Here is an 8,121-nt window from a genome sequence, read left to right on the forward strand (position 1 = left end):
CAGAGCCGAGGTTAGCGCATGGCGAAGGCCAATACGCATCAGGCCAAAATCCAGTTCGGCTATCGCCGCAACCCCGATCAGGATCGTCCCGGCCAGAGCGCGGCCGAGCATCCCGTGGTGGTCGTCGGCGCGGGCCCGGTCGGCCTATCGCTGGCGATCGACCTTGCCCAGCGCGGTCAGCGCGTAGTCCTTCTGGATGACGCCGACCGCATCGGAGAGGGCTCCCGCGCGATCTGCTTCTCGAAACGTTCGCTGGAATATTGGGACCGGCTCGGCGTAGGCGACCGCATGGTCGACAAGGGCGTGGTCTGGAGCGTCGGCCGCATTTTTCATGGCGAGTCCCAGCTCTACCAGTTCAACCTGCTGCCGGAAGACGGTCACAAGCGTCCGGCCTTCATCAATCTTCAGCAATATTACGCCGAGGCCTACCTGGCCGATCGCGTGCAGGATCTACCGGCAATCGACCTGCGCTGGCGCAACAAGGTGACGGCGCTGGAGAGCCGCAATGATTCGGTTGCGCTGACGATCGAGACGCCGGAGGGCGCCTATCGGCTGCATGCGCAATATGTTGTCGCCTGCGACGGCGCGCGCTCCTCGCTGCGGCAGATGGTGGGTGCCGACTTCGCAGGTCAGGTGTTCGAGGACCAGTTCCTGATAGCCGACGTCAAGATGACCGCGGAATTTCCGACCGAGCGCTGGTTCTGGTTCGATCCGCCGTTTCATGCGGGACGTTCGGCGCTGTTGCACCGGCAGCCCGACAATGTCTGGCGCATCGACCTCCAGCTCAATCGCTATGCCGATCCCGTCGTCGAGAAGAAGCCCGAGAACGTGCGGCCGCGGATTGCGCGCATGCTCGGCCACGACAAATTCGAGTTCGAGTGGATCTCGCTCTACAAGTTCCAGTGCCGCCGGATGGACCGCTTCGTCCATGGCCGCGTGATCTTCGCGGGAGATTCCGCGCACCAGGTCTCGCCGTTCGGCGCGCGCGGCGCCAATTCAGGACTCGAGGACGCCGAAAACCTGTCCTGGAAGCTCGACCGCGTGCTGCGCGGCGCCTCACCCGCGAGCCTGCTCGAGAGCTATCATGTCGAGCGCAGTCTGGCTGCCGACGAGAACATTCGCGAATCCACCCGCTCGACGGATTTCATGGCACCGAACTCGCATCAGGAAGCGCGGCTGCGCAAGGCAGTGCTGTCGCTCGCCAAGGAAACGGAGTTCGGCAAGCGCATGGTCAATGGCGGACGGCTCTCGGTGCCATGCAGCTACGACTCGCCGCTGTCGTCGCCCGATGCGGATGCGTGGCCCGGTGGACCACTCCCCGGATGTTCGATGCTCGACGCCCCCGTTGCGACGCGCGCGGGCGAGCAAGCCTATTTGACCGATGAATTCCGCAAGGGTGGAACGGATTTTACCTTGCTGTCGTTCAGCAATGGCGCGGCAATCGATGCGTCCGAAGGCGTGAAGGATATCCGCATCGGCGGCGAGGACGGCCTTGCCGATCCCTCAGGCCTTGTCGCCAAGCGCTATGGCACCGGGCCTGGTTCAGCCTATCTGCTCAGGCCCGATGGCTACGTTGCGGCGCGCTTTCGCCATCCGACGCGCGAGGCGATCGCGGCAGCGCTGTCGCGGGCCCAAGGCTTCAGTGAGCAAGGCTCCAGTGAGCAAGGCTTCAGTGAGCAAGGCTTCAATGCCCAAGGCCTGAATTGAGGATTCGCATGCCGCTCTCAACCAGCTCCAACTTCGCGCGGCCCGACGATGCCTTTCGCGCCATCGTCGAGGCGCATCGTGGTTTCACCGACGAGCAAAGCGCCGATTTCGACGCGGCGCTGGTGCTGATCCTCGCCAACCATATCGGCGACATCGACGTGCTGCGGGAAGCGATCCTCCTCGCCAAGCGGAGCATGATCGACGGCCAGCAGCAACAGCAACAACAATAACCCTGTGACTTGAGGATGAACTGATGGCGAAGAACTTCGCATCCACCGGCGATCTCTCCGAGAAGAAGATCACCTTCTCCGAGATTGGCACCGATCTCTACGCCTTCACCGCGGAGGGCGATCCAAACACCGCGATCATCGTCGGCGACGACGGCTGCCTGGTGTTCGACGCCCAGTCGACGCCGGCGATGGCCAACAAGGTGATCGAGCGCGTCCGTACCGTCACCGACAAGCCGATCAAATATGTCGTGCTGTCGCATTATCACGCGGTACGCGTGCTCGGTGCCTCCGCGTACAAGGCGCAGGGCATCGTCGCCTCGCAGGAGACCTATCGTCTGATCGAGGAGCGCGGCCAGCAGGATTGGGATTCCGAGTATGGCCGCTTCCCGCGCCTGTTCCAGGACGCCCAGAGCATTCCCGGCCTGACCTGGCCGACGCTGACCTTCGAAGGGGAAATGTCGATCTATCTCGGCAAGCGCGAGGTGCGGCTGATGCAGCTCGGTGCCGGCCACACCTCCGGCGACATCGTCGCCTGGGTGCCCGATGCCGAGGTGATGTTCTCCGGTGACCTGATCGAATACCACTCGGCCTGCTATTGCGGCGATGCACATTTGCGCGAATGGCCGATGACGCTGAACGAGATCCGCAATTTCAATCCCAAGGCGATCGCGCCGGGCCGCGGCGATGCGCTCAACGGTGTCGCCACCGTGCGCGAAGCCATCGCGATGACGCGCGACTTCGTCACCTCGCTTTATGGCGCCGCCGAAATCTCGGTCGCCAAGGGCCGCACGCTGAAGGAATCGATGGCCGCGACGCGCGAGGTCATGGATCCGAAATTTTCAAGCTTCGCCATCTACGAGCACTGCCTGCCGTTCAACGTGTCGCGCGCCTATGACGAGGCGTCGGGAATCGACGACCCCGTGATCTGGACTGACAAGCGCGACCAGGAGATGTGGGCCGCCCTGCAAGGAGGAGGATCATCATGAACATCAATACCTCGCCCGATCAGATCATTCGAAGCTCCGCTCAGGTCACGCCGGGCTATATGTCCGGGTTCGGCAACAGCTTTGAGACCGAGGCGCTGCCGGGCGCGCTGCCGATCGGGCGCAACTCGCCGCAACGCTGTGCCTACGGCCTCTATGCAGAACAGCTTTCCGGCTCTCCCTTCACGGCGCCGCGCGGCAGCAATGAGCGCTCATGGCTTTATCGCATTCGCCCGTCGGTGAAACATTCGGGTCGGTTCGAGAAGGCCGACGACGGCCTGTGGCGTTCGGCGCCGTGCCATGAACACGATCTGCCGATCGCGCAATTGCGCTGGGATCCGGCACCGATCCCGAAGGAGGACATGACTTTCCTTCAGGGCGTGCAGACCATGACCACCGCCGGTGACGTCAACACCCAGGCCGGCATGGCCGCCCATGTCTATCTCATCACCAAGTCGATGGTGGACCAGCACTTCTACAATGCTGACGGCGAGCTGATGTTCGTGCTGCAGCAGGGCAATCTTCGCATCGTCACCGAGTTCGGCCGCATCGATGCCGAGCCCGGCGAGATCGTGGTGATCCCGCGCGGCGTCAAATTCCGCGTCGAGATTCCGAGCGGACCGGCGCGCGGCTATCTCTGCGAAAACTACGGCGGCGCCTTCACGCTGCCGGAGCGCGGACCGATCGGGGCCAACTGCCTCGCCAATGCGCGGGATTTTCTCACGCCGGTCGCTCACTACGAGGACAAGGACACGCCGACCGAACTTTACGTGAAATGGGGCGGATCGTTGTTCAAGACCACGCTGCCGCATTCGCCGATCGACGTCGTCGCCTGGCACGGCAATTATGCGCCGTACAAATATGATCTGCGCACCTTTTCGCCGGTCGGCGCGATCGGCTTCGATCATCCCGATCCCTCGATCTTCACCGTGCTGACCTCACCGTCGGAGACCGCGGGCACGGCGAATATCGATTTCGTGATCTTCCCCGAGCGTTGGATGGTCGCGGACAACACCTTCCGCCCGCCCTGGTATCACATGAACATCATGAGCGAGTTCATGGGCCTGATCTACGGCGTCTACGATGCCAAGCCGCAAGGTTTCGTTCCGGGCGGCATCTCGCTGCACAATTGCATGTTGCCGCACGGCCCCGATCGCGATGCCTTCGAGCACGCCAGCAACGGCGAGCTGAAGCCGGTGAAGCTGACCGGCACTATGGCCTTCATGTTCGAGACGCGCTACGCGCAGCGCGTCACCGCGCACGCCGCGAATTCTGCGACGTTGCAGGAGGATTACGCGGATTGCTGGAAGGGTTTGGAGAAGCGGTTCGATCCGAACCGGCCGTAGTTTTCTTGCCCTCTCCCCTTGTGGGAGAGGGTGGCTCGCGGCGTAGCGGCGAGACGGGTGAGGGGTCTGTCTCCGCGAGCGGACCTCTCTCACTTCATTCGCGGATAGAACCCCTCATCCGGCGCTTCGCGCCACCTTCTCCCACAGGGGGAGAAGGAAGAAAGGACCGAGTTAAACGTGTCCCATCCCAACGATCCCAGCCTCCGCTCCTTCATCGACGTCGATGTCGCCTCCGACTTCCCGATCCAGAACCTGCCCTACGGGGTGTTCTCGACCGCGGACAATCCGGCACCGCGCGTCGGCGTCGCAATCGGCAATTACGTGCTCGATCTCTGGGAGCTCGAGCAGGATTCGCGCCTCGATATCGAGCCGCTTGGCGTGTTCTCCTCGCCGTCGCTCAGTTCGTTCATGGCGCTGGGGCCAAAGGTCTGGGCGAAGACGCGGGCGCGGATCAGCGAGCTCTTGCGCACCGATCATCCCGAGCTGCGCGACAATGAGGAGCTGCGCAAGCAGGCCTTGGTGCCGATGCGCGATGCGAAACTGCATCTGCCGTTTGCGGTCTCCGGCTACACCGATTTCTATTCGTCCAAAGAGCACGCCACCAATGTCGGCGTCATGTTCCGCGGCAAGGACAATGCGCTGCAGCCGAACTGGCTGCACATGCCGATCGGCTATAACGGCCGTGCTTCCACCGTCGTGGTGTCCGGCACCAAGGTGAAGCGCCCGCGCGGGCAGCTGAAGCCGCCGAATGTCGACTTGCCGAGCTTCGCGCCGTGCAAGCGGCTCGATTTCGAGCTGGAGATGGGCGTCGTGGTCGGCCAGCCCTCGCCGATGGGCGGCATGCTTGGGGAGCAACAAGCCGAGGAGATGATCTTCGGCTTCGTGCTGCTCAACGACTGGAGCGCGCGCGACATTCAGCAATGGGAATATGTGCCGCTCGGCCCGTTCCTGGCAAAAGCGTTCGCGACCTCGATCAGCCCCTGGGTGGTGACGCGTGAGGCGCTGGAGCCGTTTCGCCTGAAGGGGCCGGAGCAGGAGCCGGTGCCGCTCGATTACCTCACGCAGGGCAAGCCGCAGAACTACGATATCGAGCTCGACGTCTCCTTGCGCGCCGCCGGAGCCAACGCGCCCGCCGGCATCAGCCGCACCAATTTCAAGTACATGTACTGGTCGTCGGTGCAGCAGCTGATGCACCACGCCTCCTCCGGCTGCGCCATGAATGTCGGCGATCTCCTCGGCAGCGGCACCATCTCCGGCCCGGAGAAGAACCAGCGCGGCAGCCTGCTGGAGATCAGCTGGAACGGCACCGAGCCGCTCGAATTGCCCGGCGGCATCAAACGGTCGTTCCTGGAAGACGGCGACAGCCTGGTCATGCGCGGCTGGTGCCAGGGCGAGGGCTATCGTGTGGGCTTTGGCGAGGTCGAGGGGACGATTCTGGCGGCGGAGTAGGGCGCGCTGCCGCCACCACCTCGTCATTGCGAGAACCGAAGCGACGAAGCAATCCAGAGTGTTTCCGCGGAGGCAGTCTGGATTGCTTCGCTACGCTCGCAATGACGGTGCTGAGGCAGCTCAGCGTCTCTCCGGCGCCACATCCTTGATCCGCGCGCAATGCGCCGCGACCTCCTCCGGGCTGTACTTCAAATGCACCCGCTTGTCTGACGGGACCTGCTTGGTCGTGCACACGCCCGGCCGCCATTCCTGCGCGGGCCTGATCGGGCGCGGCGCAAACCCGCCGCCGCAATTCGGGCAGACGTTGAACAGCTTCGTTTCCACGCACTCCGCACAGAACGTGCATTCGTAGGAGCAGATCCGCGCATCCGTTGCATCGGGCGGCAGGTCGCGGTCGCAATATTCGCAGTTCGGTCGAAGCTGGAGGGCCATGGCAGAATCTCCGGATTGGTCCCGATGATCGCAGATCGCGTAGCTAGCGCGAATGACGTAGTTCCCTCGATTTCAGCCGGGCTTGATTTCTTTCAGCGGCAGACGCGTGCTTTCCTTCAGCCTGTCGAGCACGATCGAAGAGCGTACATGCGCCACGCTCTGGTGCGGCATCAGCACGTCGTTGACGAGATTGGAGAGACCTTTGAGATCACGCAGCACGGCTTTCAGCACATAGTCGGCGTCGCCGGTGAGCGAGTAGGCCTCCTGGATCTCGTCGATTCGATTAACCAGCGTACGGAAGCGTTTCGAGTTATCCGGTGAGTGGGTCGCCAGCGTCACCTGGATGAAGGCGACCACGCCGAATCCCAGCGCCTCGCTGGAAAGATCGGCGTGGTAGCCCGATATCACCTTCTCCTCCTCCAGCCGCATCCGCCGGCGCGAGCATTGCGAGGCCGAGAGTCCGGCGAGATCGGCCAGTTCCTGGTTGGTGAGACGGCCGTCGTCCTGGAGCGCGCCCAGGATCTTGAGGTCGAAAGCATCCACCGAAGTCATGCGCCATCTTCCAGTTTTATGCACGGATCGTGCACAACTTATCTAAATGGCGTCCCATTTGCACGCTCATTGCAGGCGCCGTGAAGGATAGTTCATGGCAGCAGCAATTTGGGAGAGCACCATGGGTCCGTTTCCGCACGATGCACCGCCGGCCACGATCAGCGCCGACAATCCGATGGGCACCGACGGGTTCGAGTTCGTCGAATATGCGCATCCCGATCCGGAACAACTGCACGCCCTGTTCAAGCTGATGGGCTATGCGCCCGTCGCGCGCCATAGAACGAAGAAGATCACGGTCTATCGCCAGGGCGACATCAACTACCTCGTCAACGACGACCCCGGCACCCACGGTCACGATTTCGTCGCCGCGCACGGCCCCTGTGCCCCGTCGATGGCGTTTCGCGTCGTCGATGCGAAGATGGCCTATGACCGCGCGATTTCCCTCGGCGCCGAGCCTGCCGATGTGTCCTCGGCGCAAAAGACGCTCGACGTCCCCGCGATCAAGGGCATCGGCGGCAGCCTGCTCTACTTCGTCGATCGCTACGGCGCCAAGGGCTCGGCCTATGACAGCGAGTTCGAATGGCTGGGTGCGCGCGACCCACGTCCCGCCGGCGCCGGCCTGTTCTATCTCGATCACCTCACCCACAACGTCCATCGCGGCCGCATGGACGTGTGGACCGGCTTCTACGAAAAGCTCTTCAACTTCCGCCAGATCCGCTTCTTCGACATCGAGGGCCGAGCATCCGGCCTGTTCTCGCGGGCGCTGACGAGCCCCGACGGCAAGATCCGGATTCCGATCAACGAGGACGCAGGCGATTCCGGCCAGATCGAGGAATATCTCAATATCTATCGCGGCGAGGGCATTCAGCACATCGCCTGCGGTTGCCGCGACATCTACAGCACCATCGAAGGATTGCGCGAAGTTGGTCTCCCCTTCATGCCGGCGCCGCCCGAGACCTATTTCGAGCGGATCGACGCGCGGTTGCCCAAGCATGGCGAGGACATTGCGCGCTTGCGGAAGAACGGAATCCTGATCGACGGCGAGGGTGTTGTCGAAGGCGGCCAGACCAAGGTGCTGCTGCAGATCTTCTCGGCCAATGCGATCGGCCCGATCTTCTTCGAGTTCATCCAGCGCAAGGGCGACGACGGTTTTGGCGAAGGCAATTTCAAGGCGCTGTTCGAATCGATCGAGGAGGACCAGATCCGGCGCGGGGTGTTGAAGGTGGATGCGGCGTAGGTCGCTGCGTTCAGATCGGTAGGGTGGGCAAAGCGAAGCGTGCCCACTGCTTCCAAATTCGCGGAGAGATGGTGGGCACGGCGCTACGCGCCTTTGCCCACCCTTGTAATAGCGCGATGGTTTATTCTCGACTCGTTCCGTGAGGAATGGCCTGCCGCGGTTTGCACCCCGCGACAGGCCGCTGG

8 protein-coding genes are annotated in these 8,121 nt (G+C 62.9%); 6 read left to right on the top strand and 2 right to left on the bottom strand.

The window, feature by feature from the left end:
- Positions 1 to 18 precede the first annotated feature (18 nt).
- From IVA88_RS03975 to fahA, 5 genes are all read left to right on the top strand, one after another.
- The gene (locus IVA88_RS03975) at positions 19 to 1,707 is read left to right on the top strand and encodes an FAD-dependent oxidoreductase (RefSeq protein ID WP_247495994.1); all 1,689 of its coding nucleotides are present in this window, start codon (positions 19 to 21) and stop codon (positions 1,705 to 1,707) included.
- 8 nt (positions 1,708 to 1,715) lie between these two features.
- Positions 1,716 to 1,937: a DUF2783 domain-containing protein gene (locus IVA88_RS03980; RefSeq protein WP_247495995.1), complete on the top strand. Its 222-nt coding sequence runs from the start codon at positions 1,716 to 1,718 to the stop codon at positions 1,935 to 1,937.
- Between the two features lie 23 nt (positions 1,938 to 1,960).
- Positions 1,961 to 2,923 (top strand): MBL fold metallo-hydrolase, encoded by a 963-nt coding sequence (locus IVA88_RS03985; RefSeq protein ID WP_247495996.1) that lies wholly within the window; start codon positions 1,961 to 1,963, stop codon positions 2,921 to 2,923.
- Positions 2,920 to 4,266, top strand: a complete 1,347-nt coding sequence (hmgA, locus tag IVA88_RS03990; RefSeq protein WP_247495997.1) for a homogentisate 1,2-dioxygenase — start codon at positions 2,920 to 2,922, stop codon at positions 4,264 to 4,266. The genes IVA88_RS03985 and hmgA overlap by 4 nt, the downstream gene beginning before the upstream one ends.
- Positions 4,267 to 4,443: 177 nt before the next feature.
- Entirely contained in the window at positions 4,444 to 5,715 is a 1,272-nt protein-coding gene (gene fahA / locus IVA88_RS03995) for a fumarylacetoacetase (RefSeq protein WP_247495998.1), read from the top strand.
- 120 nt (positions 5,716 to 5,835) lie between these two features.
- On the opposite strand, the gene IVA88_RS04000 is transcribed toward fahA, so the two are convergent.
- Both IVA88_RS04000 and IVA88_RS04005 read right to left on the bottom strand, forming a co-directional pair.
- Positions 5,836 to 6,147 carry a DUF1272 domain-containing protein gene (locus tag IVA88_RS04000; RefSeq protein WP_247495999.1) on the bottom strand — a complete coding sequence of 104 codons (312 nt, stop codon included), beginning with the start codon at positions 6,145 to 6,147 and terminating at the stop codon, positions 5,836 to 5,838.
- A gap of 72 nt (positions 6,148 to 6,219) precedes the next feature.
- A complete protein-coding gene (locus IVA88_RS04005) occupies positions 6,220 to 6,699 on the bottom strand; it encodes an Lrp/AsnC family transcriptional regulator (protein WP_247496000.1) in 480 nt (159 codons plus the stop codon).
- 121 nt (positions 6,700 to 6,820) lie between these two features.
- Between IVA88_RS04005 and hppD the strand changes: the two genes are divergently transcribed.
- Positions 6,821 to 7,936, top strand: coding sequence for a 4-hydroxyphenylpyruvate dioxygenase (hppD, locus tag IVA88_RS04010; protein ID WP_247496001.1), 1,116 nt, complete (start codon positions 6,821 to 6,823; stop codon positions 7,934 to 7,936).
- Positions 7,937 to 8,121: the final 185 nt, after the last annotated feature.

The sequence above is a fragment of the Bradyrhizobium sp. 149 genome (assembly GCF_023073915.1).
Lineage (GTDB): Bacteria > Pseudomonadota > Alphaproteobacteria > Rhizobiales > Xanthobacteraceae > Bradyrhizobium.

Excerpts from the sequence above, each read along its gene's own strand:
- IVA88_RS03975 (WP_247495994.1), top strand. The coding sequence starts at position 19 with ATGGCGAAGGCCAATACGCATCAGGCCAAAATCCAGTTCGGCTATCGC.
- IVA88_RS03980 (WP_247495995.1), top strand. The coding sequence starts at position 1,716 with ATGCCGCTCTCAACCAGCTCCAACTTCGCGCGGCCCGACGATGCCTTT.
- IVA88_RS03985 (WP_247495996.1), top strand. The coding sequence starts at position 1,961 with ATGGCGAAGAACTTCGCATCCACCGGCGATCTCTCCGAGAAGAAGATC.
- hmgA (WP_247495997.1), top strand. The coding sequence starts at position 2,920 with ATGAACATCAATACCTCGCCCGATCAGATCATTCGAAGCTCCGCTCAG.
- IVA88_RS04000 (WP_247495999.1), bottom strand. The coding sequence starts at position 6,147 with ATGGCCCTCCAGCTTCGACCGAACTGCGAATATTGCGACCGCGACCTG.
- IVA88_RS04005 (WP_247496000.1), bottom strand. The coding sequence starts at position 6,699 with ATGACTTCGGTGGATGCTTTCGACCTCAAGATCCTGGGCGCGCTCCAG.
- hppD (WP_247496001.1), top strand. The coding sequence starts at position 6,821 with ATGGGTCCGTTTCCGCACGATGCACCGCCGGCCACGATCAGCGCCGAC.